At 64.8% G+C, this 26,421-nt stretch carries 22 protein-coding genes, 1 tRNA gene and 1 pseudogene; 16 read left to right on the forward strand and 8 right to left on the reverse strand.

The genetic code is table 11. The features are described from left to right. The first annotated feature begins 344 nt into the window (after positions 1–344). The gene (locus BM197_RS04610) at positions 345–1,313 is read left to right on the forward strand and encodes a hypothetical protein (protein ID WP_143094995.1); all 969 of its coding nucleotides are present in this window, start codon (positions 345–347) and stop codon (positions 1,311–1,313) included. A 90-nt stretch (positions 1,314–1,403) separates the two neighbouring features. Here the strand turns inward: BM197_RS04610 and BM197_RS04615 are convergent, their stop codons facing one another. The 3 genes from BM197_RS04615 to BM197_RS04625 are packed head-to-tail and all read right to left on the reverse strand — an operon-like array spanning position 1,404 to position 4,273. Beyond that, positions 1,404–2,735 carry an MFS transporter gene (locus BM197_RS04615; RefSeq protein WP_090709266.1) on the reverse strand — a complete coding sequence of 444 codons (1,332 nt, stop codon included), beginning with the start codon at positions 2,733–2,735 and terminating at the stop codon, positions 1,404–1,406. Between the two features lie 57 nt (positions 2,736–2,792). Continuing rightward, positions 2,793–3,263 carry an RpiB/LacA/LacB family sugar-phosphate isomerase gene (locus BM197_RS04620; RefSeq protein ID WP_090709268.1) on the reverse strand — a complete coding sequence of 157 codons (471 nt, stop codon included), beginning with the start codon at positions 3,261–3,263 and terminating at the stop codon, positions 2,793–2,795. Further along, positions 3,260–4,273, reverse strand: a complete 1,014-nt coding sequence (locus BM197_RS04625; RefSeq protein ID WP_090709270.1) for a ribokinase — start codon at positions 4,271–4,273, stop codon at positions 3,260–3,262. Before BM197_RS04625 ends, BM197_RS04620 begins: the two co-directional genes overlap by 4 nt. Positions 4,274–4,489: 216 nt before the next feature. Between BM197_RS04625 and BM197_RS04630 the strand changes: the two genes are divergently transcribed. Further along, positions 4,490–5,473 carry a LacI family DNA-binding transcriptional regulator gene (locus BM197_RS04630; RefSeq protein WP_090709272.1) on the forward strand — a complete coding sequence of 328 codons (984 nt, stop codon included), beginning with the start codon at positions 4,490–4,492 and terminating at the stop codon, positions 5,471–5,473. A 244-nt stretch (positions 5,474–5,717) separates the two neighbouring features. Here the strand turns inward: BM197_RS04630 and BM197_RS04635 are convergent, their stop codons facing one another. From BM197_RS04635 to BM197_RS04645, 3 genes are read right to left on the reverse strand one after another with little or no spacing between them, the layout of a single operon-like run. Beyond that, positions 5,718–6,659 carry a glycoside hydrolase family 43 protein gene (locus BM197_RS04635; protein ID WP_090709274.1) on the reverse strand — a complete coding sequence of 314 codons (942 nt, stop codon included), beginning with the start codon at positions 6,657–6,659 and terminating at the stop codon, positions 5,718–5,720. After that, positions 6,656–8,491, reverse strand: a complete 1,836-nt coding sequence (locus BM197_RS04640; RefSeq protein ID WP_090709276.1) for a glycoside hydrolase family 2 protein — start codon at positions 8,489–8,491, stop codon at positions 6,656–6,658. Before BM197_RS04640 ends, BM197_RS04635 begins: the two co-directional genes overlap by 4 nt. A gap of 53 nt (positions 8,492–8,544) precedes the next feature. After that, positions 8,545–9,558 carry a LacI family DNA-binding transcriptional regulator gene (locus tag BM197_RS04645; protein WP_090709277.1) on the reverse strand — a complete coding sequence of 338 codons (1,014 nt, stop codon included), beginning with the start codon at positions 9,556–9,558 and terminating at the stop codon, positions 8,545–8,547. A gap of 148 nt (positions 9,559–9,706) precedes the next feature. Here BM197_RS04645 and BM197_RS04650 point away from each other — a divergent pair, with 148 nt between their 5' ends. From BM197_RS04650 to BM197_RS04675, 6 genes are all read left to right on the forward strand, one after another. Next, entirely contained in the window at positions 9,707–11,017 is a 1,311-nt protein-coding gene (locus BM197_RS04650) for an ABC transporter substrate-binding protein (protein WP_090709279.1), read from the forward strand. Continuing rightward, the gene (locus BM197_RS04655; protein ID WP_090709282.1) at positions 11,010–11,993 is read left to right on the forward strand and encodes a carbohydrate ABC transporter permease; all 984 of its coding nucleotides are present in this window, start codon (positions 11,010–11,012) and stop codon (positions 11,991–11,993) included. The genes BM197_RS04650 and BM197_RS04655 overlap by 8 nt, the downstream gene beginning before the upstream one ends. Continuing rightward, positions 11,990–12,847: a carbohydrate ABC transporter permease gene (locus tag BM197_RS04660; RefSeq protein ID WP_090709284.1), complete on the forward strand. Its 858-nt coding sequence runs from the start codon at positions 11,990–11,992 to the stop codon at positions 12,845–12,847. The genes BM197_RS04655 and BM197_RS04660 overlap by 4 nt, the downstream gene beginning before the upstream one ends. Beyond that, positions 12,844–13,824: a glycoside hydrolase family 43 protein gene (locus tag BM197_RS04665; RefSeq protein ID WP_245762389.1), complete on the forward strand. Its 981-nt coding sequence runs from the start codon at positions 12,844–12,846 to the stop codon at positions 13,822–13,824. Before BM197_RS04660 ends, BM197_RS04665 begins: the two co-directional genes overlap by 4 nt. Before the next feature lie 30 nt (positions 13,825–13,854). After that, on the forward strand, positions 13,855–14,715 hold the full coding sequence (locus BM197_RS04670) for a phytanoyl-CoA dioxygenase family protein (protein ID WP_090709286.1): 861 nt from the start codon (positions 13,855–13,857) through the stop codon (positions 14,713–14,715). Positions 14,716–14,962: 247 nt separating this feature from the next. Next, entirely contained in the window at positions 14,963–15,625 is a 663-nt protein-coding gene (locus BM197_RS04675) for a M23 family metallopeptidase (protein WP_090709288.1), read from the forward strand. Between the two features lie 120 nt (positions 15,626–15,745). On the opposite strand, the gene treS is transcribed toward BM197_RS04675, so the two are convergent. After that, positions 15,746–18,010 carry a maltose alpha-D-glucosyltransferase gene (gene treS, locus BM197_RS04680; RefSeq protein ID WP_090709290.1) on the reverse strand — a complete coding sequence of 755 codons (2,265 nt, stop codon included), beginning with the start codon at positions 18,008–18,010 and terminating at the stop codon, positions 15,746–15,748. A gap of 301 nt (positions 18,011–18,311) precedes the next feature. Between treS and BM197_RS04685 the strand changes: the two are divergent. Then, positions 18,312–18,461 (forward strand): annotated as a pseudogene (locus BM197_RS04685) (ATP-binding protein); the annotation flags it as partial. Here BM197_RS04685 and BM197_RS04690 read toward each other — a convergent pair. Then, positions 18,458–19,096: an MBL fold metallo-hydrolase gene (locus tag BM197_RS04690; RefSeq protein ID WP_090709294.1), complete on the reverse strand. Its 639-nt coding sequence runs from the start codon at positions 19,094–19,096 to the stop codon at positions 18,458–18,460. The pseudogene BM197_RS04685 and the gene BM197_RS04690 sit on opposite strands and share 4 nt — an antisense overlap. 99 nt (positions 19,097–19,195) lie before the next feature. Between BM197_RS04690 and BM197_RS04695 the strand changes: the two genes are divergently transcribed. From BM197_RS04695 to BM197_RS04725, 7 genes are all read left to right on the forward strand, one after another. Then, the gene (locus BM197_RS04695) at positions 19,196–19,489 is read left to right on the forward strand and encodes a hypothetical protein (protein WP_090709296.1); all 294 of its coding nucleotides are present in this window, start codon (positions 19,196–19,198) and stop codon (positions 19,487–19,489) included. After that, positions 19,475–19,547: transfer RNA gene (locus tag BM197_RS04700), tRNA-Glu, on the forward strand. Before BM197_RS04695 ends, BM197_RS04700 begins: the two co-directional genes overlap by 15 nt. Positions 19,548–19,796: 249 nt before the next feature. After that, positions 19,797–21,431, forward strand: a complete 1,635-nt coding sequence (locus BM197_RS04705; RefSeq protein ID WP_090709298.1) for an ABC transporter substrate-binding protein — start codon at positions 19,797–19,799, stop codon at positions 21,429–21,431. Between the two features lie 151 nt (positions 21,432–21,582). Then, positions 21,583–22,641 carry an ABC transporter permease gene (locus BM197_RS04710; RefSeq protein ID WP_090709300.1) on the forward strand — a complete coding sequence of 353 codons (1,059 nt, stop codon included), beginning with the start codon at positions 21,583–21,585 and terminating at the stop codon, positions 22,639–22,641. Between the two features lie 2 nt (positions 22,642–22,643). Continuing rightward, entirely contained in the window at positions 22,644–23,708 is a 1,065-nt protein-coding gene (locus BM197_RS04715; RefSeq protein ID WP_090709301.1) for an ABC transporter permease, read from the forward strand. Continuing rightward, entirely contained in the window at positions 23,705–25,393 is a 1,689-nt protein-coding gene (locus BM197_RS04720; RefSeq protein ID WP_090709302.1) for a dipeptide ABC transporter ATP-binding protein, read from the forward strand. Before BM197_RS04715 ends, BM197_RS04720 begins: the two co-directional genes overlap by 4 nt. Positions 25,394–25,404: 11 nt before the next feature. After that, on the forward strand, positions 25,405–26,421 hold the full coding sequence (locus BM197_RS04725; protein WP_090709304.1) for a heparan-alpha-glucosaminide N-acetyltransferase domain-containing protein: 1,017 nt from the start codon (positions 25,405–25,407) through the stop codon (positions 26,419–26,421).

Here is a 26,421-nt window from a genome sequence, read left to right on the forward strand (position 1 = left end):
TGCCGACCGATGGTGCCATGTTTCCTCCGCCGCCTGCATCACCCGAAGACTGGGAGGACACGCGCGTCGGCTGGGGTCTCGTGTTGCCTGACCGGCAGGGATGGTCCCCGGAACAACTCGCCAGAGCCGAAGACGCTCGCCCGTCCGTCCGAGAGCTTCTCGCCAGCAGACCAGCATCGAAAGTACTCCGGTATGTCCGCGATGGGAAGTTTTCGACGTGGGTGTTGCGCGATTACGCGAACGGGGGAGACCGCCCAGTAGACACCTCGCCTCCTGGTACAGGACCGGATGGAATCCCGGCGTACCTCCTGATCATCGGAACTCCGCAGGAGATCCCATGGAACGTGCAGTACCAGCTGGGGTTGGTCCGACGGGTTGGCCGACTGGATCTGCCTGATGACGGCCTCGACAACTATGTGCAAGCGCTCATGACCGGTTGGAAAGACAGTGAGGGCCGGTACGAAAACCCACTCGTGTGGTCGGTTGTGCACAGTTCGGATGACATTACCTCCCTCATGCGCGACGCGGTAGGAGCGCCGTTGCACGGTGCCTTCAGTGCAGATCCTGACCTTGCCGGAGCATCCTTCATCGATGGGGGCACGACGCCGGCCACGCGTGAGGCACTTCGCGATCACCTTGGACGGTTGAAACCGCTGGTCATCGTCACGACAAGCCACGGGCAGATCGGTCCTCCCGGTGATCCGGAGCTGATGCGGAGTCAACTGGGAGCGATCGTCGACGCGGAGTTCACTCCCGAGCGCTCCGCCGATCTTCTTGCAGGCTGGAAACCCGATGGCGCGATCTGGTTGGCCCAGGCCTGTTGTTCTGCGGGTTCGCAGTCACCCAGCATCTTCGACGGTCTTTTCGAACCGACCTCCGCGGTCGGATCGGTACTCCAATCCGCGGCTTCGATGGGGGCCATGGTTTCGCCACTGCCGCGCGCTCTCCTCAGTGCGTCACGCCCGCTTCGAGCCTTCATCGGGCATGTAGAGCCGACCTTCGATTGGACAATGACCTTCCCCCCGACACGTCAGCAGCTGACTCATTGGGCTCGCGAAACCATGTATACCGGCGTGTATGGAGGGTTGCCGATCGGACTTGCCATGGAAATGGCCGGCTTGTACCAACCAGTAGGGCCGTTGCTCCTGCGGCAGTCGACGGCCTTGCGGACGTATGCAAGTGAAACTGACGAGACGGAACGAAAGCGCAGCCTCGATCTGGCTCTGTACGGGAAGGTCACCGCCTACGATCGCGCCTCGACAGTGCTGCTCGGCGATCCAACGGTGTCGATCCCTTTGCCCGTCAGGGGATGACCATTCGGATGCGCGCGGGAACATCGCGGAAAAACACTCATGGGAGGCCGGTACGAACCGGCCTCCCATGAGCTGTTGATCAGTTGTGACTTATCGTGCGTCTTCGGCGGCGAGCAGTTCGGCCACGCGACGACGCTCCGCCTTGCCCCAGGTCTCGCGAGCGGTGAGGATGCCGATGAGGCCGATCGTGGCAGCCAGGAGGACGACGAGTGAGGCGCCGGGCCAGCCGACCGCGCCGACCATCAGAGCCGCAATGAGCGGTGCGAATCCGCCGACCGATGCCGCGATCTGGTAGCCCATCGACGCACCCGAGGTACGAGTCGTCGTTCCGAACTGCTCGGTCAGCAGCGAGCCCTGCACTCCGGTGAGCGTGGCGTGAATGATGCCGATACCGAGAATGAATGTGAGCACTACGAGCGCCGGAACGGCGTCATTGGTGAGCAGGTACATCGGGAAGGCGAACGCCATCGCGGCGACACATCCGGCGATGTACAGAGGCTTACGGCCGACCTTGTCACTCAGGGCTCCCGCCGCGAAGGTGACGAAGATCGCCACAACGCTCGCTGCGGTGATGGCACCGAGTGCGATTGGCCGGATGTCGGGGAAGCGCTCTGACATGTAGTTCAGCAGGTAGGTCGCGGTGGAGTAGTAGGTGAATGACTCGACGATGCGGAGCGAGACGACACGGAGGATGCTCTTCCAGTCGTTGCGCCACGCGGTCAGGAACGGGTTCTTCACAATCTCACCTGACGCCTTGGCGTCTTCGAACTCGGGCGACTCGCTGAGGCGCGACCGCACGAACAGGGCCGCGATGACCAGCACGGCGCTGAGCAGGAACGGCGTGCGCCACTGCCAGTCACCCTCGAGTCCCGCGCTGAACACGAACATCGCGCTGGCCATGGCGATACCGAGCGGGTTGCCAGCCTGGGGGATGGCGGCGTACATACCGCGACGGTTTGCCGGAGCGTGCTCATAGGCCATGGTGATGGCTCCGCCCCACTCTGCTCCGAAGGCAAGACCCTGGATGATGCGGATGAGCACGAGAAGGACCGGCGCGAGGACGCCGACCGTGGCGTAGGTCGGGAGGATGCCGATACAGAAGGTGGCGGCACCCATAACGATCATGGCTGCAACAAGAACGGGTTTGCGACCGAACTTGTCAGCCATGTATCCGCCGATCGCTCCACCGAGCGGCCGCATGAGGAAGCCGACGGCCAGGGTGGCGAAGCTGAGGAGGGTGCCAATGAATCGGTCCTCTTCGGGGAAGAAGACGGCGCCGAAGTACAGGGCGGAAGCGGTGCCGTAGGCGATGAAGTCGTAGTTCTCGACGCTCGTTCCGATGCCGGCTGCGATCGATGTCTTCAGTCGGTCGGGTGAGCCGCGAAGCGACTTCCGTGGTGGGGCGGTGACGGTGTTCGTCATAGGGATCTCCTTTGATCGTACCGGCGCGTGTGCGCGCGGCAGGTTTGGTTGGGTGGGTTAGGTCAGGACAGGAACAAGGGGTGCGGTGCGGTCGTCGAGCGCGTTCAGTTTTGCGACCCGGCGGCGGGTGTCTTCGTCGTCGTCGAAGGTCGCGTTGAGGAAGTTCGCGACGATCTCGCCGATGAAGGCGCGCGGTGCGAGCCAGGCGCCGAGCGCGATGGCATTGGCGTCGTCGTGCTCAACCGCCTGGTGGGCGGAATACGGTTCGTTCGCCAGTCCGCAGCGGATGCCATGGATCTTGTTGGCGGCCATGATGGCGCCAGCGCCGCTGCCGCAAACGAGGATCGCCCGATCGGCACGACCGTCGAGCACCGGAATGCAGGTTGCGGCCGTGATGTCGGGAAAGTCGACGGGATCTGTGCTGTGCGTACCGCAGTCGATGACCTCATGACCGAGCGCCGTGATGGCGTCATGCACGAGTTGTTTGTAGGGAAAACCGGCGTGGTCGGCCCCGAGGGAAACTTTCATTCGTTGCTCCAGGTGGTGTTGTTGACGATGCCGCTGTCGATCAGGACGGCGGCCCGGTCGACGTCGTGGCGATAGGGGATTGAGTCGGATGCGCCCGGCCGGGTCACGGTGAGCCCGGCGGCAGCCCCTGCGATACGCAGATGTTCGGCTGAAATGTCTTCGAGCGGAAGGTCGCTCACCAGGTAGCCGATGAACGTGTCGCCCGCTGCCGTGGTGTCGACGACGTCCACCGCTGCCGCCGGTACGCTCTCGGTGCGGTCGCCATCGATCACGATGGAGCCGTCACCGCCGAGCGTGCAGACGACGACGGCGTCCAGTCGCCTGCCGACGGCGCTGATGAGTTCATTGCGGTCTTGCAGGGCAAAGCCGAGCAACTCGGCGACGCAGAGGAGTTCGTGTTCGTTCACGACGAGAACGTCAATGGCGTCGGGGATGTCGTCGAGCGATGCGGGTGCAGGAGCCGCGTTCCAAACGACGGTCGCTCCAGCGGATCGTGCGGAGCGTGCCGCTGCGGTGCCCGCAGACGGAGGAAGTTCGTTCTGCAGGACGACGATGTCGGTCGGGCCGAGGTCGGTGAGAAGAGCACGTACATCGTCACCGTCGAGGAGTCCGTTCGCGCCGGGCACGACAACGATGGAGTTCTCGCCGGCGTCGTCGACCGTCACGACCGCGTAACCGGTGTGCACCCCGTTTCGGACGGATACCCGGTCGACGTCGATTCCGTCCGACCGGAGCCGGTCCCGAGAATCGGCACCGGCGTCGTCGTCGCCGACGGCGCCAACCATGATCACCGTTGCGCCTGCTCGGGCCGCTGCAACCGCCTGGTTCAGGCCTTTTCCTCCGAGCCCGGTGTCGAGGCGACTTCCGGTAATTGTTTCTCCGGGGGAGGGATGCCGCGGGGTCCGAACAAGAATGTCCCGGTTCACACTTCCGACGACGAAGACTCGGCGGTCCGCGTTCGGCCCGGAATCCCGGACCACGCTGTGAACGGCATCCTTGGTGATCGACATGATCCTCCGACGACTGGAAACGTTTCCAAATGGGAACGTTTCCAAATATTGCCGGATGGAATGTCAAAACGCAAGTTTGTTGCCGAGTAAATTCTCGATGTCCGCCTTCTGAGGGCCCGGAGCACGAGTCAGGTGCGCGCAGGAACCCCCGCGCGGGAATTGCACGGCACGCCCGGGTGCAGGAGACTAATGAAACGTTTCCAGCGGGAGTGAACCATGCCGACGATAAAAGACGTAGCGAGGCGAGCGGGAGTCTCCCTCGGCACGGCCTCGCGCGTGCTCAGCGGCGGCGGTAACACGTCGCCGAAAGCCCGCTCCCAGGTGCAGGCGGCGGCAGCCGAGCTGAACTACATCGCCAACGGCCCAGCGCGATCGCTGCGGAGTACACGCACGAACGTGCTCGGTCTGCTCGTCTCGGACATCCGCAACCCGTTCTTCTCAGAAATTGCCCACGCTGCGGAGCGTGAAGCGATGCGACTCGGTTACACGGTGCTCCTCGCGAACGCCAATGAAGACGAAACCCAGGCCGACGAGTACCTGCGCATTTTTGCCTCGCAGCGCATCGATGGGCTACTGCTGGCGCCCCAGGGCCCCGCGTCCCCACAGCTGGAGTCGATGCTCAAATCCGGCCTGCCCGTTGTGCTCCTGAACCGACTCGTCGAGGGTCTCGATGCGCCATCGTTCGCTACCGACAACAGCCAGGGCGTCGGTCTGGTCCTCGACTGGTTGCAAACCAGGGGGCACAGGGACGTTGCCTTTGTGGGAGGACCGAACTCGATATCGACGGGCGCCGAGCGTATGGCGGCATACCGCGCGGGACGAGAGTCGCACGGCATCAACACCGATGATGCCTTCATCGATGCCGGTGACTTTCTCGCCGATGGCGCGGAGCGGGCCATGATGCGCATCCTCGAACGGGGAAAGCGCCCGACGGCGGTTTTCGGTGCGAATGGGCCGACCACGCTCGGTGCGCTCCGCGCGCTACGGTGGGTCCTCGGCGCATCCGAGGCGTCCCGGGTCGAAGTCGTGTCGTTCGACGACCTGGAGTGGTTCGAATTCGTGTCGCCGGCGATCAGCGCGGTGCGGCATGACGCGGCCGCGATCGGCACGGCTGGGGTTACCGGCCTGCTCGAACTCATCGCCGGCCAACCTGTCGCCTCACAGCGGATCTCGACCACGTTCATCGACCGCTCGGTCTGAGAGGTAATGGCAGGTCGCACAGATCTCCGGATTCAGGCACCGCGCGACCGCGTGGTGCGACCGATGCAGCCGCTACAGTTCCGACGCTGTGCCCGCGACGCGCACGCGACCCTGGAGCGGGCTCTTGACCGTGATCAACGAGGGTCGGCCTGCTTCAGCGCCTTGCTCGACCCCGGGTCAGTAGTCCCGCATCGACCATAGTGTGGAGTCTCCGACTGACACCGCCCATGTCTGCCACAGCTCCTTAAGCGGAACTTGAGAGATCGACCGTCGGGCCTGTGGCAGTGAAGCGGATGCCCGCGAGATGCAGTTCCCGGCGGAATCCGTCACCGCTCCACGAGTGAAAAGCGATGAGGTCCTGGCCGTCCGGCCCGACCACAAGTGAGTTGTGACCGGGTCCGGTGAGGGTCGGTCCGGTTCCAAGGACGGGAGCGGAATGTTCCGGGGCGTGTGTCCAGGGCCCGAGCGGAGTCGGCGCCGACGCCCACGACACGGCGTAGCCGGGGCCGGTCCAGGCGCCACCCGAGAAGGTCATCCAATACTGCCCCTCCCGTTTCACGACGGATGGACCCTCCAGGGTGTGCCAGTCGTAGACCCCGTCGTATATCGGGCGATCGCGTTCGTAGATCTGCCAATCCGCGTATGGGGCGAGCGCCACACGAACATCGATGAGGCTGGTGGGGCTCTCCATCCGACCGACAGCGAGGTGGGTTCCCGGGCGCTCCGAATCGAGCACATCCCGGGCGAAGTAGAGATACCAGGTTCCATCCGTGTCCTGGAACGGGTGTGCGTCGATCGCGAAGGACTCAGCAGGCGTCAGATCCACGCCCACATCGGTGAATGGACCGGTCAGGTCGTCGGAGCGCGCGACGCGAACGTGGTGACCTTCGATACCTCGCCCGACGGAGTAGTACATCCACCAGCTGCCATCGCGCCAGCACACCTCAGGTGCCCAATACTGGTCGCCCAGCTCGGGGGCGAGCCGTTCCAGCACATTTCCACCGCTCCGCCAGGTTCGAAGATCGTCTGACAGCAGTACCTCGAACATGCGATCATCCGAGCCGCCGTCCGGCTGCGTGCCGTATGCGGCGTAGCTGCCATCGGGAGCGCGGACGAGGAAGGGGTCGGCAAAATAGCCGGGACGCACCGGGGGTCGGAGCGGTCCGGGCTGGGCGTCGCCGCTCATCCCCACAACCGTTTCGCGCCGGGGCCGACCATGATTTCGCGGATCTCCGCCACCGGGAGTTTCGGTACCCGGTCGGCGCCGACCAGTCCGTTGGTTTCCTGCAGCGTGTCAGTCAGTTGGGTGTAGCAGTACCCAGCGAGCGCGCCGCTGGAATGGATCGCGGTCATCAGCGAGCGCAGGCGCTCGCCGAAGTCATTCGAGGTGGTCGCGGCCGTGTATCCCCAGGCGTCTTCGGTGCGATGAACGTCGTACGAAATCCCGCCGAACTCGGTGAGCATGACGGGGGCGTCGCTGACGTCTCCGCTGAGGACGAGTCTTCGCCCGGCCGGGCCGACCCCAGACACGAGTGCGTCGACAGCAGTGCGGTCGCGGTAACGCTCGCGCATCACGTCGCCGTCGCCTTCGTAGTCGTGGATGGCGAGGATGTCGGTGTCGGCCTGCTCCCACCCGTCGTTGGACACGACAGGGCGGGTGGGGTCGAGTGCTTTGGTGAGGTGCACGAGCGAGCGGGCGAAGGCGAGCATCCGGTTGTCGTGGGCGATGTGCTGCACGCCCCAGCTTTCGTTCAACGGCACCCACGTCACGATGGAGGGGTGGGAGAAGTCCCGGTGCACGACCTCGAGCCATTCCCGCACGGTCCGCTCGGCGGCGACCGGGGTGAACGTGAAAGTTGCCGGTGCCTCTGCCCACACCATCAGGCCCAGACGATCCGCCCAGTAGAGAAAGCGGGGATCTTCGAACTTCTGGTGCACGCGGGTGGCGTTGAAGCCGAGATCCTTGATGAGCTGGACCTCGTCGCGGAGGGCGTCGGCCGAGGGCGCGGCCAGGTGCGATTCCGGCCAGTAACCCTGGCTGAGAACGGACCGGACATAGCGGGGACGGTCGTTCAGCAGAAAGAGCCGGCGATCGACAGCAGCGGACCGGAGCCCGACGTAGGACGCAACGGAGTCCGAGGCCCCCCTGCCGGTTTCGAGGTCGATGCGGGCGTCAAGAAGGCGCGGATGCTCAGGTGACCAGAGCAGTTCTTCGTACGCCTGTCCGTTGGCCAGGCCGCTCAGGGACAGCACGACCTCGACTTCGGAAGAATCGGAATGCACGGTGGTCCGAGCGAGGACCTGGTCGTCGTGGCGGAGCTCGATGTCCACGGATGCGCCGCCGACAGGAGCCACCGTCAACCCGACGCGGGCATGCACGTGTCCTGCAGCGAGGTCCGAGCGCCAGTGAACCCACTCGATAGCGACTTCGGGAACCGACTCGAGCCAGACGGGCTGCCAGATCCCGCTGGTGCGGTGGTACCAGATGACATGCGGATGCTCCCGCCAATCCTGTTTGCCGCGGGGCTGTGCGACATCCAGCGGGTCGTCCTCGACCCTGACCACCAGCACATTGTCACCCTCGGAGTTGACCGCTTCGGTCACGTCGAGGGAGAACGGGGTGTGGCCGCCCTCATGGGAGCCGACCCGTTGGCCGTTCACCCACACGACGGCCCGGTAGTCGACGGCGCCGAAGCGGAGCATGAGCCGCCGGCCCTCCCGATGGCCCGCGGCCGCGAGGTCGTCGGGGCTCAGGGGGCGGGAATACCACAGCGCCTGGTGGAAACCCGTGTCGTGCACTCCTGACGCCGATGATTCGGGCGGAAACGGCACGAGAATCGAACCGTCGAGGCGCGGGTTCTCGTGCCACCGTTCCCGGACGCCCCGCCCGTCGTCGTCGAATGCGAACGTCCAGCGCCCGCCAAGATCGCGCCACGATGTCCGGACCAGTTGGGGGCGCGGGTAGCTGCCGTCATTCTCACTCGCGAGGGGCAGGGGAGCGGAGTCATCGTTGAGCATGCCCCAAGCATGCACGAAATTTGCAGCGCTGTAAACTGTCTGCCAGCGTCGGGTCAGTTCGCGGCGCTAGGGGCGCTCTCTCGAACCAGCAACTCGTAGTCGACGAGCTCGTGGCGGCCGTCGCCGGTGTAGCCGCCGATGCGTTCCACGAGCATCTCCACGGCTCGCCGAGCGAGACCGTCGAGGTCGGGTGCGATCGTGGTGAGGTTGGGGAACGTCACGCGACTCAACTCGATGTTGTCCCACCCGGTGACAGCGACATCGTCCGGGACGCGGACGCCGCGCTCCTGAAGCGCACGCAGGGCACCGATGGCGGCGAGGTCATCGCGGCAGACAAGCCCGTCGACCTTGACGCCGGCGTCGAGCATCGCCCCCACGCCCTGAACGGCACCCGAAGGGGATATTTCGGCACTCGGGAAGAGCAGCCGAGGCTCCGGACGGATGCCGTGTTCCTCCAGCGCCTGCTGGTACCCCATCATTCGTTGGATCGAGGTGGCGGACAGCTGCCCGGCCTCATGCCCGGCGAACCCGATCCGCCGCCGTCCCAGCGCAAGGAGATGCTCCGTTACGGCGCGCGCGGCGAGTACGTTGTCGATCATGACCCGGTCGACCGGCAGGGGAGCGGCGCCCTCACCCAGGATCACGATGGGCAGATCGCCTCGGTGGCGGGAGATTTCCACCGACGACATCATCGATGGCTGGAACAGGATGCCGTCGACCATGCCGGCTTCGGAACTCGCGATCACGGCGCGCTCACCCGCGAGAGTGCCGTCGGTTTCCTCGAGCAGAACCCGATAGCCGAGTGCCCCCGCTGCCGCTGAGACCGCGCGCGACAGCTCGGCGAAGTAGGGGACGGTGACGTTCGAGAACGCGAGGGCGAGCAACCCGGTGCGCCCAGTCGCGAGACGGCGGCCCATCATGTTCGGGCGATACCCGAGTTCAGCGATGGCCTTCTGCACTCGTTCACGCGTGGTAGGGCTGACGTGTTCGTAATCGCGAACCACGTTGGAGACCGTCTTCATGGAGACGCCTGCGAGCTCGGCGACGTCCTGCAGTCGTACGCCCATAAGCCCTCCGCATCTCGCAACCGCAACGATTGCACAATACACCTTGACAACAAAATTCCAGCGCTGTAAATTCTCGAACATCGGCTGGAAGTCCTGTCCGGCCGTCATGGTTCCGTCCCTCCGGACGCACTCAAAGGAGAGCAATCGCATGATCAAGCCGTGGGCTCGCCGAGCGATAGGTGCGAGCATCGCACTCGCCGTCGGCATCGCAATATCCGGATGCTCGGCATCCGGCGCAGGTACGGGGGGTGCGGTATCCGCCGATGGCGAGTACTCCGGCCCCGACGTGGATGTCACGTTCTGGCACGGGTGGACCGGTGGCGCAGCGCCGACCATCGTTCCCCAACTGATCCAGAAGTTCAACGCAGAGCACGAGAACATCACGGTCAAGGCCGTTCCCCAGGAGTGGGGCGACATCACCGCCAAGATGCCACTGGCGATCAAGGCTGGCAAGGGCCCCGACGTCGCCGTTCTGCACGGCGATGACCTGGCCACGTACGCAGCTCAGAACCTCCTCCAGGACGCCGGCGGAATCATCGACGGCCTGGGTTACTCGGGTGATGACTTCCCTAAGGGTGTCTTCGACAAGGGCAACTTCCGCGACGCTCAGTACGCTGTGCCGTGGAGCGTGACCCCGCTGGGGCTGTACGTGAACAAGACGGTTCTCGCCAAGGCGGGGATCACCGAGATCCCGACCGATGAGGCGTCGTACACCGCAGCACTCGAAGCGCTGAAAGGTGCCGGAGTCGCCGGTGAATGGGTTGACGGCTACGTGTTCACGGGCACCTTCGAGTTCCAGAGCCTGATCTGGCAGTTCGGTGGCGACATGTACAACGACGATGTCACCGAGGCGACGTTCAACTCGGAGGCCGGTGTCAAGGCGCTCACCTGGATGACCGACCTGGTCAAGAACGGCTACAGCCCGGCAAACGTGGCCCAGGATGGCAACATCAAGGCGCTCATCGCCGGCGAGACCGCGTTCAACTGGAACGGCGTCTGGCAGACCACCAACAGTGCGTTCGCCGACCTCGACTGGGTGGCGGCTCCCGTTCCCCAGATCGGCGATGAGAAGGCCGTCTGGTCGAGCTCCACGCACTGGGTGTTCCCGCAGAACAAGGGCCAGGACAAGAACAAGACCGCTGCCGCGTCGGTGTTCGTCAAGTGGATGAACGACAACTCGATGGGCTGGGCAGAAACCGGTGAACTCCCCGCCGCCAACACGGTCCGCGAAGACCCGGCGCTGCTGGAGCAGTACCCCAACCTCGAGCCGTTCATGAACGAACTCGAGTACGCCCACTACGAAACCGTCTCGCCCGGTATCTCCGAAGCGAACGCACAAATCACTCTTGCGCTCAACGAGGCCCTGACGGGTAAGAAAGATCCGAAGTCAGCCCTGGACGATGCCGCCGACAAGGCGAATCAGATCCTGAAGGCAAACCAGGACAAGTACGGTGACTAACACCGCACCGCTCGTTGCCACCGCCCCCCAGCGCAACGGCGCTGGGGGGCGCGGCTCCCGCCCCTCCGCAAGAAGGCCGGCATCCGGCCGCAAGACGCTGACGGCCTACCTCTTCCTCGCCCCGTTTCTTCTGCTGTTCCTGACGTTCGTCGTCGGGCCCGCGATCTTCGGAATCTGGATGAGCCTGACCAACTGGAGTCCGTTCCGCGAGGTGCAGACCTTCGTCGGCCTGCAGAACTACATCAACCTGTTCACGCCGGGCACGGTCACCGCTTCCGACTTCTGGAAGTCGATGAGCGTCACAGGGATCTTCATCGTCGCGAGCGTGCCGTTCCTCGTCGTCGTGCCGCTCTTGGTGGCTATCCTGCTCAACCAGCGCATCCGCGCCACAACGGCCTTCCGGACGATCTTCTTCGCGCCCTACGTGCTCGGCGTTGCCGTCATCGGAGTGATCTGGGGCTACATCCTCGACACTCAGTCAGGCATCCTGAACCACCTGATGGGCCTGATCGGGCTGCCGTCCAACGTGCCGTGGACCGTCGATGTCCCATGGGTGTGGGTCTCGCTCGTCGGTGTCACCGTGTGGTGGACGATGGGCCTGAACACGATCATCTTCCTCGCCGGACTGAAGGGGATCAACGCGGACCTTTACGAAGCGGCCTCGCTCGACGGTGCCGGAACTGTGAACAAGTTCTGGAATGTGACGATTCCTGGCCTTCGGCCGGTGATGACGTTCATCACGACGACCACGATCCTGGCCTCGGCAAACATGTTCGGCCAGTCGTACCTGCTCACCAAGGGCGGGCCGGGAACCGAGACCCGCACCGCGATCATGTACATCGCCGATCAGGGCCTGTCGCAGAACAACATGGCCCCTGCCGCCGCGATGAGCTACGTGCTGTTCGCCGCTCTCGCGGTCATCAGCGTCATCAACTTCCGGCTTCAGCGTGAACGTGTCGAGAAGGGCCTGAAATGACCACCGTACTTTCCCGACGCAGCATGCCGGCGAAAAGGGCATGGGCCCAGGTCTCCCTGTACGTCGTCCTGATCGCCCTGGCTCTCATCATCGTGCTGCCTCTGGCGTGGATGCTGATCACATCGTTCAAGACCGATGCGGATGCCGTTCGAGCGCCGTACTCCCTCCCGGACCCGGTGTCGATCGAGGCCTACCAGACGCTGCTCACCTCGGGCCAGCAACCGATCTTCCTCTGGCTGTGGAACAGCTTCGCCGCCGCCACGGTCCAGACCGTACTGATCCTGGTGACCGCATCCATGGGTGCGTACGCACTGGCGCGGCTGGAGTTCCCCGGAAAGAAGATCGTTTTCGGCGCGATTATCTCGACCCTCCTGGTCCCGCCGGTGGTCTTCCTCATCCCGAACTACCTCATCGTGCAGAACCTCGGGTGGCTGGATACGATCTGGGCAATCACCGTCCCTGGTGCCGCGAGCGCGTTCGGCATCTTCTTTCTCCGACAGTTCTTCGTAGGACTGCCGCCGGAAATTGAGGAGGCCGCGCGGATCGACGGCGCCGGTGACATCCGGATCTTCCTGCAAGTGCTGATCCCGCTCGCGCGGCCGGCGCTGGCCACATTGGCCGTGCTCGCTTTCCTCGGCAACTGGAACGACTTCCTGTGGCCGGTGTACGTGCTGCTCAGCCCCGAGAACCTGACACTGCAGCCGGGTCTCAATCAGCTGCAAGGCGCGTATTCGACCCACTTCGCGATCGTCATGGCCGGAGCGGTGATCGCGTCCGTTCCGGTGCTGATCCTCTTCGGCATCGCTCAACGCCAGATCGTTGAGTCGGTGGCCGGGTCAGCGGTCAAGGGGTGAACCAGGCCAAAAGGGCCGTAGCCCTCGGAGCCGTGTTCGGAGTGCTGGCTGGGGCGTTCGTCGGATGTGCGCCCCAGCCGGCTCCGGCTTCAGACCCGGTGTCGAAACTCGAGCCGTTCCTCATCGACCAGGACTTCGCCGATCCGGACATCCTGGAGGCGGACGGAAAGTATGTGGCGTTCGCCACCAACACCCGGGGTGTGAACGTCCAGTTCGCGACCTCGGACGATCGGGCCGAATGGAACGTGTCACTGGAGGATGCCCTGCCGCAGTTGCCCGGCTGGGCGACGTCTGGACGCACCTGGGCCCCCGACGTAACTGCTCTCCCCGCTGGCGGCTACGTCCTGTACTTCGTCGCGCAGCACAGCGAGTCGAACAGGCAGTGCATCGGAGCTGCCACATCAGCGACGGTTACCGGGCCGTACAGTGCTGTGGCAGGCGAGCCGCTGGTCTGCACGCTCGATGAGGGCGGGTCGATCGACCCGGCAACCTTCACAGACGACGACGGCACTCGCTACCTGATCTGGAAGAACGACGGCAACTGCTGCTCGATGGACACCTGGATCCAGCTAAATCCTCTGACCCCCGACGGAACCCAGCTCGCCGGGCCAGCGACGAAGCTCTTCAAACAGTCCGAACCCTGGGAAGGACAGCTGGTCGAAGCTCCTACCTTGGTGAAGCACGGCGATACCTATCTGGTGTTCTATTCCGCCAACGATTACGGATCCGACCAATACGCCGTCGGCGTGGCATCCGCGCCCGCGATCACCGGCCCATACGGAAAACAGCCGACACCACTCCTGTCGTCGGAGTCCAGCGACGGCCGGTACATCGGCCCTGGCGGGCAGGACGTTCTCCGCACGCCCGATGGCGATGTGATGTTCTTCCACGGGTGGGACGAGCTGGTCATCTACCGCGGGATGTACAGCCTTCCGCTGGACTGGACGGGCGACCTGCCCTCAGTGCGGCTTCCCTGACGAACTGTCACAACCGAACGAAGGAAAGCAATGAACACCGTAGAGCAGGCCACACCGCAGACTCCCGGGTTGGAAAACCTGGACGCCGACACCGCAGCCACCGTCCAGGCCCTCTACCGTGAGGGCGCGGACGGACGGAAAGGTCTCTTCAGCGCGGAATGGGCCGACAGGCTTCGTGAAGACATCGAAGCGGCATACGCCGAAGCACTGGGGCGGCCAGGTGGGGCGGTCGGCCGCGGAACGAACCGCCACTACGTCGAGATTCACCCGGAGCAAATGCGCGGCTGGCTGGAACTGGTCGATCATCCCTGGGTGCGGGCCGTCTGTCACGCCGTACTCGGCCCCGACTACCAGATCATCGAGCTGGGTTTCGATGTGCCGAATCCCGGTGCGAAAGACCAGCCATGGCACCGCGACTTTGCCATGCCCGACGAGACGAAGGACACGGGGCGACTCACCTCGCTGGCGTTCAACGTCACGGCGGTCGATACCGAGGAAGACATGGGGCCGTTCGAGATTGCCCCGACCACTCAATGGGATCTGCCGGTCGGCTTCGAGCACGAGATGTTCCCGGCCGAGTCCCTCTATCCCCGCTTCGCCGAGCTGGCGGTCCGCAAATATCCCAAGCGCGGCGACGTCTCGGTCAGGTCCGCGCTCACGGTGCACCGCGGCACGGCCAACACCTCATCGAAGGCGCGCCCTGTGCTCGTCCTGGGCGTCGACGCCCCAGGAGCAGGCAACGCTGAACACCATGACATGGCCGTCACGCATGGGTTCTACGATTCCCTGCCCGACCGGGTCCGGCAGCATCTCGTCTGCCCGGTTGTCGACCGTCTGACGCCGATCACCCAGAAGCACTCGATTGAGGGCCTGATGATGGGCGACGCCTGAGATCGGAAATTCCCCCGCGAACGAGGCCTCCCGCATCCGTGTCGGACATGCGAGACTCGCTACGGCCTGAAAATTCTTCCTCGTCAATCACGACGATCGCGGGGGAGAAGCGGTACGCTCGGGCTGCGGCATTCGGGGGAACCGCGAACACGTCCTTCCGGCCGACTGGCGCGGGCGGTCCGAGTTCCACAACGGCACCTCGGCCCCCTTCGATTCGACACCGTGAACGGACAGGAACCAACTCCCCATGAATCACCTGAGGAAGCTCCTGCGCGACGCGCTGCCGGCATCCGCCCGGCCCGTATCGGCGAGACGTAGAAGGATGCCACTCCGGCCGCTGGTCATTCTCGGCATCGCTGTTCCCGCCCTGGTCGGAATCGCCGCCCTGCCAGCGCATGGCATCGTGACGCCGCTCGTCAAGGCCGAAGAGGTGGCTCCCGCCCAACTCAATGCGGGCCCGGCAACGAACGGCGGCAACTACATGCACGACGCCAACGCGCCCTGGATCCGGCCGGTGACCGCCAAAGTGACGTCCCCGTACGGCCCACGTCGGGTCATCTGCAACACCGTCGGATGCTCGAACACCTTCCATGACGGCGTCGACTTCGGATCCGCCTGCGGCACTCCGATCAAAGCGATCTCGCCCGGGCGGGTGACGTTCTCCGGCAACGCAGGATCATTCGGTGAGCGCGTCATCATCGACCACGGCAGCGGCGTGGAATCCCTCTACGGCCACGCACAGACCGGGTCTCAGAAGGTGTCAGTCGGCGATCTGGTCAAGGCCGGGACCATTATCGCGAACGTCGGTGCAACCGGTGTCGTGACGGGCTGCCACCTCGATCTGAAGATCCGGATCAGCGTTTACATCGACCCGGGTCCCTTCCTGGCGGCGCGGGGCATCGCTCTCTGACCCCCGGCTCATCTAAAGGCCGGCAGAGCCCCGACCTGCGACATCACCCGCTCCGGACCGGTTCACCCGGCATGCCGGGTGAATCCGTTCGGAACGAGTGAGTTGGCGGTACCGCCCGGCTCAGTCCTCGTCGTCGGCCTCGCGCGCCTCCGCTGCTGCTTCCTCCTCAGCGGCGTCCCGGCCAAGCAGGCACAACCCCGCGTACGGCTCCAGCCTCACGGTGAAGCTCTGGAGGTCGTCGACCCGCCCGACTTCTTCTCCCGTTCGAGCGTCGTACACAGTGCGGCGCGGTGTCAGCGCCGATGACCGCACCGTTCCTTCGATCGTTTCGCCGGTGAAGTTGAGGACCGTCACCTGGATGGGCGCGTCCTCCTTTGAGTCATCGCCCTCATCGAGCCGGTGCACCATCACGAGCATGCCCTGGTGCGCGACGTCCGGAATGTCGAGTTGGGTTCCGACGTCGAGGCCCAGGGTGGAGCGGATCGACAGGATCTCCGAAACCTGGCTGGCGAAGGAGTCCTGACGCCCGAGCTGATCCGGCAGTGAGCCGTACAGGGAGCGGCCCCGCGGCATCCCCGAGCTCGACATGACGGCCTCCGTGTCGACGTCCATGAGGTCGTGCGCGCCCCGGTGAACCCACCGCGTGTCGCCCTCGGCGATCAGTTCGCGCACCTCGCTCGCCGGCAGGGGGAGCATTCCGAGGAGATCCCACGCCGACAAAGCGAAGACACCGGGCTGCCACGCGTTGAACATCACGAGCAGCAAGTGCGCGCGCTGGATGTCGTCGATGTGGTCGTCGGCGATGTCGTCGAGGGTGGTCAGCCCCTGGCTGGCGGCGATGACGGATGCCGTGGTGCACGCGATCCCGTTGGTCGTGAACACGAGGTTGTAGTCGGCTGCTTCTCCGGTGAGCTTCTCGAGCAGGTCGGCCCTGATGGTCTCGGCGAGCTGCGCTCCCGTCATCTCCTCATCCCGGAACGGGTACAGGTCCGCTCGGTGAAGTGTCGCCCAATGCACGAGCTCGTAGGTGAGCTCGTCATGGTTCTGCAGCGCGTGGACGAGGCCCACCGGCTGCACCCCTGTGGACAGCGAGGTGCGCAGAGTCAGCCTCAGGAACTCGGTGTCCCCCATCGCGAGCGCGTGCTGATAGGCGGGCCGGTTGATGAAGTCGTACGACAGGTCCGCGCCGACCCGGCCTGTGTCCCGGATGTCCTCGACGGTGAGGTTGAGCTCCTGGAAGGAGAAACCTCCGACCTTGCGGACCATGCCGGCAATCAGGTGGTTGGCCGCTTCGGAGAGCGGGTGGCCTTCTGACCAGGCCGGCGTTCCCTCTGCGCTCTTCTCGACACCGAGGAACCCGTTCGCATCGAGCCGGAGGGCACTCGAGCCCAGATCTCCGAGGGAGTGCAGGGCGTCGCCGATCACGAGTCTCATGCCCGCGAACGTCGGATCGAGCCAGTTGATCGACGGTTGGCCCTGCTTGAAGTAGTGCAGGTACACCCAGCGCCGGGTCCTGCCGTCGGCGCCGAGAACGGGCGCCGTCACGCTCCAGTTGGTCTCCTTCGTGCCGGGGGAGTAGAAGATGACCCGCTGCAGCTGCCCGATGATGTAGCCGAGGTCCGCGAGCCGTTCTTCGGTCGCCGCATCGAGGTTGACGGAATCCCGGTTGTCGGGGACGGGCGGCAGTTCATGCCAGTCCTCCTCGGGAATCTCGATCATGTGATAGATCCCGGGGTAGTCCTTGTAGCCCATCTCCGCGAGCCGGAAGTCGGCCCCCTTACCCGTGTGGCCTGGGACGATGTCGTCGATGACGCTGCCGCCGTGACGGTCCGCGACATCCGACAGTTGACGGAACTCGTCGTCGGACCCGAACGCCGGGTCGATCTGCGTGCTGATCCTGTCGAAGTGCCCGTCGACGCTCGCGGTGCTGCTCCAGCCGGTGATACCACCGGCCAGCTTCACCGGCCCGGTGTGCACGGCCGTGATCCCGATTCTCTGGAACGCCTCCCAGAGCGCATCGTCACCGAGCGCGGCGAGGTAGGAGTGGCCGGGTGCGGTGATGAGCGAGATCGGGTACGCGGTGAACCACACCGATGCGGTGCGGATCGCACGCCGGGCGTCCGGCCGGGCGTACGGGTGCCGCCACATGCTCGGCTGGCCCGAAAGCCCCCGCCCGAGCACTTCAGCGTCCCGCAGCATCGACTGTCGGGTGAGCCATTCGATGTACGACGGATTCGACGCGTCGGCAGATCGTGGATCCGAGAACGACCGGCGGATATTACTTGCCCGCAGGTTGGATCGCGGCCTGAGGCGCTTCGGCCGGGCCGGGTAGAGATCCTCGTCGTACGTGATTTCGATCGGCTCGATCTCGGGTTCGTCAGTCATCCTGTCGCGCTCCTTTGTTCCGATCCGCGCGGGAAACCATCGAAAACTCCCGCACTCGGTAGCACCGAGTATGCCCCGGAAAAGGTACCGAACGGTAAAGGAACAGGAACCTTGGTGTGGTGAGCCTTTTTGGTGTAACGGCGCGACGGCGCTGCGGACGCCCTGCGCCACCCGCGTCGGATATGGTTCATTCCAGTGCCCGAGCTCGGTCCAGTCGCGCACGGGAAACTCCGCCACAGTGATGACAGTGATGTGACGCGGCTACGAAGACGGGACGCGTGCGACGACAGCGACGGCGAACGCTGTTCCCGGCATCGGTCTCGGTCTCGTCATCACGAAGGCAATCGTGCGGGCGCACGGAGGGGAACTCGACGTGGCGAGCGTGGAAGGGGAGGGGACGGTGTTCACGCTCCGGTTGCCGCAAAACGCGCCAACCGCCCCCGCGAACTAGACGTCGAGCGTCCCCCCGGGTTCGAGCGCGAAGAACTCGCCACCGTTCTGCTCGGTCGCCCATTTGATCCGGGTGTTGGACAGGTCCTTCCCGGCCTTCGAGAGAGTCATCTCGTGGGTGGGAAAGCTCCGCCGCGGTTTCACGGCGAGCACGTAGTCCATGACGTCACCGATCTTCAGCCAGGGGGCGCCCGCCGGAACGGCCTGGACATCGACGTCCACGCCCTCCGGAATCGTGTAAGAATCTCCGCCGTAGTAAACAGACCCATTCACGAGGACGCCCACATTGTCGACGACGGGGATCGACTGGTGGATGAGCGCATGCTTCTCACCGAAGAACCGCAGCGTGAACGGCCCGACCTCGATTTCATCGCCGGCTGCCACCACCTCAACCGGCAGCGTGCCAGCGGCTGCTGCGACGCCAGCAGGTCCGAAGATGCGGGTGTCGGTGTTCTTCGCAAGGATGCGCTCGATCTGCTCAGGGGTCCAATGGTCGGGGTGCTCATGGGTGATCACGACGGCGACGGTCTGGGCCGCCTCGGTGATCGCCGTGGTGAACGAGCCGGGGTCGAGGAAGAGCTTCTTGCCGGAGTCTTCGAGGATCAGGGACGCGTGTTCGAGCTTGGTCAGTCGCATACACCGAGCTAATACCCTCCGCCCGGTGCATTCAAGCGGACGCGCAGCGCTGCCATACTGTGCAATGGGCATCGTTCCCCACGCCCGCTGGAAGACGGGATGCTTGACCTGTTCACCGTGGCGCCGGTCGGGCGGCTACGGCTGCTGCGGTTGCTCCCGAAAGTATTCTCCGGCGCGCATACAGGGCTGGATGTGGTGTCGTTCCGGCCGCTCCGCAGCATCCGAATCGATGCGCCAGGCATGGTGGCGTACGCCGATGGTGAGCGCATCGGGCCTCTTCCGATCGACGTCGAGGTGCTTCCCGCGCTCTGGGCGTGCTCGCCCCGCGCTGATTTGATCGGCGCGGATTCGTGTGCCATACTCAAACACGTTGTTTCCGGCCCCATCGTTTAGCGGCCTAGGACACCGCCCTCTCACGGCGGCAGCACGGGTTCAAATCCCGTTGGGGTCACAACTCACAAAAACCCTCGCACCAGGTCTCCTGTTGCGAGGGTTTCGTGCTTTAACCCGACATCGGTCGTGAAGCTTTTCGCAGCTTCTGCGCCCGAAAGTTGCGAATGTGTAAATCCCGCGCATTGCGAACGAATAACCGTCACCTCCTGCACCCTCCTGTGCTAGTAAAGGAACACACCAAGCACTGCGACGTCGCAGCATTCCCTGCACGTCCTCTGTCCGAACATTCACAGAAGGGGAGTCGGATATGGCATCCGCATCCACCAACGGCAGGCGAATCGCAACGGTCACCGCAGTTTTCGCCGTAACAGCTCTTGCAATCTCCGGCTGCGCAGGCACGTCTGGCGGCGAGGACGACTCGTCGAACGGGAACGCGAAGTCGATCACCATCGGTACGACAGACAAGGTCACGACTCTCGACCCGGCTGGCTCATACGACAACGGCTCGTTCGCCGTCATGAATCAGGTGTTCCCGTTCCTGATGAACACCCCCTATGGCAGCCCGGACGTCGAGCCGGACATCGCCGAGTCGGCCGAGTTCACAACTCCGACGCAGTACACCGTCACGCTCAAGAAGGGACTGACCTGGGCCAACGGCAATGAACTCACGTCGTCCGATGTGAAGTTCTCATTCGACCGCCAACTGGCGATCGCCGACGCCAACGGACCGTCTGCGCTTCTCTACAACCTCGAGAGCGTCGAGACACCAGACGAACTCACCGCCGTGTTCAACCTCAAGCAGGAGAACGACCAGGTCTTCGCTCAGATCCTGTCGAGCCCGGCCGGTCCCATCGTCGACGAAGAGGTCTTCTCCGCCGACGCGGTAACGCCGGATAAGGAGATCGTCGACGGCAAAGCCTTCGCCGGTCAGTACACGATCGCGAGCTACGACTTCAACAACCTGGTCTCCTACAAGGCCAACCCTGACTACCAGGGACTGCTGGGCAACGCGGAGACGGCAACGGTCAACGTCAAGTACTTCGCCGAATCGTCGAACCTCAAGCTCGCCGTTCAGGAGGGCGACATCGATGTGGCCCACCGCAGCCTCAGCGCCACCGACATCGCTGACCTTGAGGGCAACGACGACGTGAAGGTCCACAAGGGGCCCGGTGGAGAGATCCGCTACATCGTTTTCAACTTCAACACCCAGCCGTTCGGCGCGACGACCGCGGAGGCGGACCCGGCCAAGGCCCTCGCTGTGCGACAGGCGGTCGCAGATCTCATCGACCGTGAAGAGATCGCCAAAGAGGTGTACAAGGGCACATACACCCCGCTGTATTCCTTCATGCCGGAAGGACTCACCGGCGCCACAACAGTCCTCAAGGACCTCTACGGCGACGGAAACGGGGCACCGTCAGAACAGAAGGCCGCCGAGCGGCTCAGGGCGGCAGGAATCACGACCCCGGTCGTGCTGAACCTGCAGTACTCGAACGACCACTACGGGCCGTCATCGGGAGATGAGTACGCGCTCATCAAGTCGCAGCTCGAGGAATCTGGACTGTTCACGGTGAACCTGCAGACGACCGAGTGGGTTCAGTACTCCAAGGACCGCTCCAGCGACGTCTACCCGGCGTACCAGCTGGGTTGGTTCCCGGACTACTCAGACGGTGACAACTACCTCACGCCGTTCTTCCTGATCAAGAACTTCCTCGCGAACCACTACGAGAACCAGGAAGTCAACGACCTCATCCTCCAGCAGGCCTCGATCGTCGACCCTGACGAGCGTGCGGCCGCGTTCGAAGAGATTCAGGCGATGGTCGCGGAGGACCTCTCGACGGTTCCGTACCTGCAGGGAGCACAGGTCGCCGTTGCCGGCGCCGGCGTCGACGGGGTCACCCTCGACGCGTCGTTCAAGTTCCGTTATGCACCACTGAGCAAGTAGGCATCCGGCCGGTACGGTTGCCGGCATACCTCGGTATCCTCCTGCGGGGCGGCCGGTCCACGGACCGGTCGCCCTGCACCCTCTTTTGTGATTGGCAGGTCGACCCCTGAGTTCCCTCACACTCCCGGCGAACGGGAGCCCGACCCCGGCGATGAAGCCCGCTCCCTCGCGCTCGCGCAAACGGCTGGGCGGCAACCTCTGGCGCTACCTCATCATCCGTTTCCTCCTGATCTTCCCCACGATCTTCATCCTGGTGACCCTCGTGTTCGTCCTCATGCGGACAACCGGGGACCCGATCACTGCAGCGCTCGGCGACCGGCTGAGCGCCGACCAGTTGGCTGAGCGGATCGCTGCCGCCGGCTACGACCGGCCGATCTTCGTCCAATATTTCGAGTACCTCGGGCAGGTCTTCACAGGAGACTTCGGCACGACGCTCAGCGACAACCGACCGGTGATCGAGGTGCTGTTCGTCTACGGTGCCGCAACCCTTGAGCTCGCGTTCTATGCCCTCGTTGTCGCCTTTGCTGTCGGGGTTCCGCTCGGCATGGTTGCGGCGTACTTCCGTGACAAAGTTCCGGATGCCTTCCTCCGGGTTTTCGCGATCATCTTCTACGCCGTTCCGGTCTATTTCGCCGGCATGCTCATGAAGCTCGTGTTCTCGGTCTGGCTGAAAGTGCTCCCTGTCTCCGGCCGAGGCACCACCAACACCGAGCTGGAGATGCAACTGCTCGAGGGAAAGACGGGTATCTACCTGTGGGACGCACTGCGCATCGGTGACCCCGGGATCCTCGGGGACGTCCTGTCGCACGCCGTCCTGCCCGGCCTGACCCTCGGGCTGCTCACGGCAGGAATCTTCCTCCGGCTCGTCCGGACCAATGTCATCGGCACGTTGGCCACCGACTACGTCGACGCGGCAAGGTCGCGCGGGGTGAGCGAATACCAGCTCGTCCGGAAGCATGCGTACCGTCCGGCTCTCATCCCGATCATCACCGTCATGGGTCTCCAGATCGCCCTCCTCCTCGGCGGCGCCGTCCTGACCGAGACGACGTTCGAGTGGAAGGGACTCGGGTTCCAGCTCACCGAATACCTGCAGGCGCGTGACTTCGTCGCCGTGCAGGGCATCGTGGTGCTCCTCGCCGTGATCGTTGCCGTCACCAACTTCATCGTCGACGTGATCGCGGTGCTTATCGACCCCCGAGTGAGGTACTGACCATGGTGACCATCACTCAGACCACGACCCAGGGCCCGGGTCCGGCCCGCAAACAGGGCCGGTGGCGCCGGCTCCCAGTCGTCCACCAGTTGCACCAGAGTGTCGGCATCCAGCGCGGAATGCTCGTCGCCGGGTTGGTCCTCACCGCTCTTTTCGTCCTGGCGGCGATTTTCGCTCCTCTCATCGCGCCGTACGGTTTCAGCCAGCTGCGCGACGAGGACGGGGCCTTCGGTGCTCAACAGCCGCCCAGTCCAGAGCACCTGTTCGGCACAACCGTTGGCGGCTATGACGTGCTGTCGAGGGTCATCTGGGGAACCCAGACCGGGCTCGGCGTGATCGTCGTGGCCGTGCTGCTGTCGATTTTCGCCGGCGTGGCCCTCGGACTTGTGTCCGGCTACTTCGGTGGCTGGCTCGACCGGGTGCTCGTCGTGATCTGCGACGCCATCTACGCCTTCCCGACCCTGCTGCTCGCCATCGTCATGTCGATCGCGATCTCCGGCGGACAATCGAGCCTGTGGGGCGGCATCCTCGCCGCGGCCATCTCGATCACCGTCGTCTTCATTCCGCAGTACTTCCGGGTGATCCGTGCGGAGACCGTGCGGATCAAATCCGAGGCGTACGTCGAGTCCGCGAAGGTCGTTGGAACGAGCAACCTTCGGATCATGTTCCGTCACGTCCTGAGGAACGCGACGCGAACGCTCCCGCTGATCTTCACCCTCAATGCCTCGGAAGCAATCCTCACCCTGGCCGGCCTTGGCTTCCTCGGGTTCGGCATTGAGCCCACCTCTGCCGCGGAGTGGGGAGTGGACCTCAAAGCGGCGCTCTCCGACGTCTCGAGCGGAATCTGGTGGACGTCGATCCCACCAGGGCTCGCAATCCTCCTCACCGTGCTCGGCGTGACTCTCGTCGGCGAGAGCCTCAACGACCTCGCCGACCCGCGACTCCGCGGTCGTCGTGCCGTCAGCGCCGCATCGGGGACCGTAGCCGAAACATCCGTCGTGCCCGGCGGCACGCTCAGCGCCGGCCCTGGCGGGCTCGCCGGGCTCGAGAACGAAGGACGACCATGAGCGACGTATTGCAGATCCGCAACCTCGACGTGTCATTCGCGACGGATGCCGGCGCCGTCAAGGCTGTCGACCAGGTCAGCCTGACCGTCGCGCCGAGAGAAGTGCTCGCCATCGTGGGGGAGTCGGGGAGCGGCAAGACCGTCACGGCCAAGACCATCCTCGGACTTCTTCCCGAGACGGCGACCCGCGCCGGTGCCATTCTGCTCCGGAGCAGGGACGGAAAGTCGGAGAACGACATCGCGACGGTGACGAAGGACCAGCTTCGCCGCATCCGTGGCGCCGACGTCTCCATGGTGTTTCAGGAACCGTCGGCAGCGCTCAACCCCGTGCTCACCATCGGGTGGCAGATCGCCGCCGGCCTTCGGGCGCACGACCCGGCACTGAAACGCAAGGATGCGCGCGCGCAGGCGGTCGAGATCCTCACGAAGGTAGGAATCCCCGACCCCGAATCGCGCGTCGATTACTACCCGCACCAGTTCTCGGGCGGACAGAAACAACGCATCGTCATCGCGATGGCACTCGTGCTGAACCCCGGACTCATCGTCGCCGATGAGCCGACCACTGCCCTCGACGTCACCGTGCAGGCGGAGATCCTCGACCTCCTGCGCCGTTGCCGCGACGAATTCGGCGCGTCGATCGTGCTGATCACCCACAACATGGGTGTCGTCGCGGACCTCGCCGACCGCGTGGCGGTGATGTACCAGGGCCGTGTCGTCGAAGAGGCGGCTGCTCTGACGCTGTTCGCTCACCCGCAGAACGACTACACCAAGAAGCTCCTCGCCGCCGTCCCGCGCATCGGACAGAGGATCGAGGCCGCGGAGAGGAAGGCGCCCGCCGACACCGATGCCGAGCCCGTCGTCCGGGCCGAGAAGCTCCGGATCGCGTATCCGGGCCGACTCGGGCGACCGGACTTCGTCGCCGTCGACGGTGTGGACTTCACCATCGCGCCTGGGGAGGTCGTCGGGCTGGTGGGGGAGTCGGGTTCGGGAAAGACGACCATCGGCCGGGCCATCGCTGGGCTCACCACCGTGACCGGCGGGTCGCTGACGGTGCTCGGCACCGAGATGAACGGCGTGAAGGAACGACGCTTCCGTCCGCTTCGGAGCTCGATTGGCTTCGTCTTCCAAGACCCGGGTTCCAGCTTCAACCCGCTGCTGACCATCGCCGAGTGCGTGGCCGAGCCGCTCAAGGTGCACCGCAAGAGCATGGACCAGCGTGCCGTTACCCAGCGGGTTGGGGAACTGCTCGAAGCCGTGCAGTTGCCGAAAGCGTTCGGCAGCCGGTACCCGCATGAGCTCAGCGGTGGCCAGCGCCAGCGCGCGAGTCTTGCCCGCGCCCTCGCTCTTGACCCGGCACTGCTCATCGCAGACGAACCGACGTCGGCGCTCGACGTCTCTGTTCAGGCGCGGGTCCTCGAACTCTTTGCCGAGCTGCAGAAAGAGTTGGGGTTCGCTGCACTGTTCATCAGCCACGACCTCGCTGTCGTCGACATCCTCTCCGACAAGATCGCGGTGCTCTACCGCGGCAAGCTCATCGAGGAGGGCACAGGTGCAGAGGTGCTCGGCGCGCCGAAGGACCCGTACACGCAGCGACTGCTCGCTTCACTGCCGGTGCCCGACCCGGTAGCCCAGGCGGAACGTCGACGGGTTCTCGCAGACCTGCGCTACACCGAACCCACCGCCTGAACCTGACCCCGGTGAACGCGGTGTCCGTGCAGGAGACCACAGCGCAGTCCCGCATCCCTGCCGTGGACATCGCCAGGGGCCTCGCCATTCTCGGCATGTTCGTCGCGCACGCGATGCCGAGGGCTGACGAAGGGGAGCTCCTCGTCGACGGCCGCTCGTCGATCCTCTTCGCAACGCTCGCTGGGGTCTCCCTCGGTCTGCTCTCCGGGGGAACCCGGCCACCGGGGCCCGGCGACCGATCCGCCATTCGGAGGGTCGTGCTCGTGCGTGCGCTCGTCGTGTTCCTGCTCGGCGTGCTGCTGTGGACGCTCGGCAGCGAGATCGCGATCATCCTCGACTACTACGCCATCATGTTCCTGCTCGTGTTCCCGCTGCTTTTCGCCGGGCGGGCTGTCCTTGCGATCACGGCTGCTGCCCTGCTCGTCGTAGCGCCCATCCTTGCCCGTGCCGTTGACCCGGGGAACCGCGAGGCGGCATCCGCTCTCGATGTGGCCCGGAACTACCTCCTCACCGGGTATTACCCGGCACTCGTCTGGTTACCGCTTCTTCTGGTCGGGCTGGTCGCCGCCCGGTCGGGCCTGGAACGCCGGCGGACGCAGGCCTGGTTGGTCGGTGGAGGATGCGCCGCGGCGATCGTCGGCTACGGAAGTGCGGCCGTGCTGCCCGGTGTGACGGCTGAGGCGCACTCTGGGTCGACCGCCGAGATCCTCGGGTCAGGCGGCACGGCGTTCGCGCTCCTCGGCCTGATCCTTCTCGCAACGAACGCCGGTCGTTTCGGCACGGCTGCGCAGATCGCCCTCTGGCCGCTCGGGGCGGCCGGGGCATTGGCACTCACGGTCTACACGGCGCAGATCATTGTCCTCGCGATGGCGGCGGGAGCCCGGAACACCGGAGGGCCCGACTATCCTGGCTGGCCGCTCCTGATCGGGCTGGCCGTTTTCTCGCTGGTCGGGGCAAGTCTCTGGCGGTACGCACTGGGCAAGGGACCCCTCGAACGACTGCTGAGCGTGTTGACAGGCAAACGCTGA

Source organism: Mycetocola miduiensis (genome assembly GCF_900115155.1).
Lineage (GTDB): Bacteria > Actinomycetota > Actinomycetes > Actinomycetales > Microbacteriaceae > Mycetocola_A > Mycetocola_A miduiensis.

Bases quoted from the DNA above. Each gene is read 5' to 3' on its own strand.
- BM197_RS04715 (WP_090709301.1), top strand. From the start codon at position 22,644: ATGGTGACCATCACTCAGACCACGACCCAGGGCCCGGGTCCGGCCCGC.
- treS (WP_090709290.1), bottom strand. From the start codon at position 18,010: ATGACTGACGAACCCGAGATCGAGCCGATCGAAATCACGTACGACGAG.
- BM197_RS04625 (WP_090709270.1), bottom strand. From the start codon at position 4,273: ATGTCGATCACCAAGGATGCCGTTCACAGCGTGGTCCGGGATTCCGGG.
- BM197_RS04615 (WP_090709266.1), bottom strand. From the start codon at position 2,735: ATGACGAACACCGTCACCGCCCCACCACGGAAGTCGCTTCGCGGCTCA.
- BM197_RS04705 (WP_090709298.1), top strand. From the start codon at position 19,797: ATGGCATCCGCATCCACCAACGGCAGGCGAATCGCAACGGTCACCGCA.
- BM197_RS04640 (WP_090709276.1), bottom strand. From the start codon at position 8,491: ATGCTCAACGATGACTCCGCTCCCCTGCCCCTCGCGAGTGAGAATGAC.
- BM197_RS04670 (WP_090709286.1), top strand. From the start codon at position 13,855: ATGAACACCGTAGAGCAGGCCACACCGCAGACTCCCGGGTTGGAAAAC.
- BM197_RS04635 (WP_090709274.1), bottom strand. From the start codon at position 6,659: ATGAGCGGCGACGCCCAGCCCGGACCGCTCCGACCCCCGGTGCGTCCC.
- BM197_RS04660 (WP_090709284.1), top strand. From the start codon at position 11,990: ATGACCACCGTACTTTCCCGACGCAGCATGCCGGCGAAAAGGGCATGG.
- BM197_RS04720 (WP_090709302.1), top strand. From the start codon at position 23,705: ATGAGCGACGTATTGCAGATCCGCAACCTCGACGTGTCATTCGCGACG.
- BM197_RS04645 (WP_090709277.1), bottom strand. From the start codon at position 9,558: ATGGGCGTACGACTGCAGGACGTCGCCGAGCTCGCAGGCGTCTCCATG.
- BM197_RS04695 (WP_090709296.1), top strand. From the start codon at position 19,196: ATGCTTGACCTGTTCACCGTGGCGCCGGTCGGGCGGCTACGGCTGCTG.
- BM197_RS04690 (WP_090709294.1), bottom strand. From the start codon at position 19,096: ATGCGACTGACCAAGCTCGAACACGCGTCCCTGATCCTCGAAGACTCC.
- BM197_RS04675 (WP_090709288.1), top strand. From the start codon at position 14,963: ATGAATCACCTGAGGAAGCTCCTGCGCGACGCGCTGCCGGCATCCGCC.
- BM197_RS04630 (WP_090709272.1), top strand. From the start codon at position 4,490: ATGCCGACGATAAAAGACGTAGCGAGGCGAGCGGGAGTCTCCCTCGGC.
- BM197_RS04650 (WP_090709279.1), top strand. From the start codon at position 9,707: ATGATCAAGCCGTGGGCTCGCCGAGCGATAGGTGCGAGCATCGCACTC.
- BM197_RS04620 (WP_090709268.1), bottom strand. From the start codon at position 3,263: ATGAAAGTTTCCCTCGGGGCCGACCACGCCGGTTTTCCCTACAAACAA.
- BM197_RS04710 (WP_090709300.1), top strand. From the start codon at position 21,583: ATGAAGCCCGCTCCCTCGCGCTCGCGCAAACGGCTGGGCGGCAACCTC.